The organism is Vibrio sp. 10N.261.46.A3, assembly GCF_041472995.1.
In the GTDB taxonomy this organism is placed as follows: Bacteria; Pseudomonadota; Gammaproteobacteria; order Enterobacterales; family Vibrionaceae; genus Vibrio; species Vibrio coralliirubri.
On the sequence record NZ_JBFRRH010000043.1, the window covers coordinates 1 to 1783 of the forward strand.

The 1783-nt window shown below is 40.4% G+C and carries 2 protein-coding genes; both read right to left on the reverse strand.

Features of this window, described 5'->3' with window-relative positions:
- Window positions 1-305: 305 nt before the first annotated feature.
- Window positions 306-779: a hypothetical protein gene (locus AB4484_RS11995; RefSeq protein ID WP_372078346.1), complete on the reverse strand. Its 474-nt coding sequence runs from the start codon at window positions 777-779 to the stop codon at window positions 306-308.
- Window positions 776-1717: a MobQ family relaxase gene (gene mobQ / locus AB4484_RS12000; RefSeq protein WP_372078348.1), complete on the reverse strand. Its 942-nt coding sequence runs from the start codon at window positions 1715-1717 to the stop codon at window positions 776-778. Before mobQ ends, AB4484_RS11995 begins: the two co-directional genes overlap by 4 nt.
- Between the last annotated feature and the right edge of the window lie 66 nt (window positions 1718-1783).

Genomic DNA, 1783 nt, shown 5'->3' on the forward strand with positions numbered 1-1783 from the left:
ATTCCTATTATGTAAAATCCGCCACTTTCCTATCAGAAACACCACCTAGAAGCCCCTCACGCAGCCTGTAAGCCATTTTAAGAACCAAAACCACCCATAGGCACACAAATCCGCTTTGAAAGTTAATTTCACAATTAGAGGACTTCACAGTGCGAATTAACATTTTTTGAACTCACCCCAAAATCACACCGTAACGCTCATAACTGAAACTCTTACATTTAAATTCGCTTAACTAGAAAATACGAGTGAAACGAGTTTTATCTAGTTAAGCGAATCGTCAACGAGCTAGGCGAGGCGACAGCTAATCATAAAGGGTCAAGGATAAAGTAATCTCCATCATCCCCATAAGCTCCCCAACTCTTCATAACCCGAACGCAAACATAATCCTTTCCATTTCTAATGCAGGGACTAAGATCAGCCTGATAGTTTTCAAGCTGCTCCCTGATCGCTCTAGCCTCATGAATATCTTGGGTGACTTCATTCAAATAAACATACATGCCCACACTGATAGCTACAGATAAAAACAAACAAAACACCAATGTAAGTAAGATTTGAGACCATCGAACCTTATGACTCAACTTATCATTCAAATCGCACAAATTACGCTCAAACTCCATTTGAGCCTTTGTGTGACTATCTTTAAGATCCCTAATGAGTTGCTTCTGTACTTGGTCAAACTCCAATATAGAAGCATCTTGTCTCTCTATCTGCCGAGTCACTAAACGTTGTTGTTCTTCCGCTACTGCCATTAAAGAAAATAATTGTTCATCTGGTTTCATCGGCTAAATCCTCGGCTTTGGAGTTTATTTGCATGAGTAAGATCCCCTACCTTTTGAGACTCTCGCTTTTGTTCTTTTTTCAACGTCAAAGAAGTCTCTTTGAGTACTTTTTCTTGCTCTTTTTTCTCACGCATAGCTATCTTCTGTCGCTCTAGCTCTTGTTTCAAATGCCTTTCATTAGCTTTATGGTCTTCAAATTTCTGACGAACAGAATCAATGCCTCTTTCTATAAATTGAGTCATATTTTCATTTAGCTCTAAGATACTACGATTGCGATCACCACGTTCTGTCTGCATTCCCTTACGTTCCATTGCGGTTGCAACTTTACCCAAGTGAATCTGGGGCGCTCTTGTTATCCCTTGGTCTTTAAGGCTTCTATGATCAACGCGAACCAACAACCCCTCACGCTGCAACGCTAAATTTACGGATTCAGACCAATCATAACGCCACCGTTCCAGGTGCTTCCTACTATTCCAATCACGCTGTTTCTGACCGAATCCACCTATATCAATCGTTCGAGTCGTCAGCATAATATGAGCGTGAGGGTTTTCGCGGTCAGTTTCATGAATGGCAACTGTCGCGCACATGCCTTTTTCAACAAAGTTTCGATTGGTGTAATCCGTAACTAACTCTTTTTGCTGCTTACGATTTAACTCTCTAGGCAAAGCAACAACCACTTCCCTAAAAACTTGGGCGTCTTTTCGTTTTTCAATTTCCTCAACACTATTCCAAAGTTTTGAAGAATCGTTTGCCCACGTTGGCGCATTTTCTGGTGTCATGGTAAACGAATCGATAACACCCGATTTTCGAGAATAATCGTGAACAACTCCCATTCTTTCATCTTTGATTTTTATGCTTTCACGATAGGCACATGAAGCAACAGAGGATGCGCCATTTGAACGACTGCCGATCTTTACACTGCAATGATAAATAGCCATATTTTCAAACCTTAACGATCATTCTATTTTCTTTTAATAATCACAAAGTGATTCGCACACGTTGGT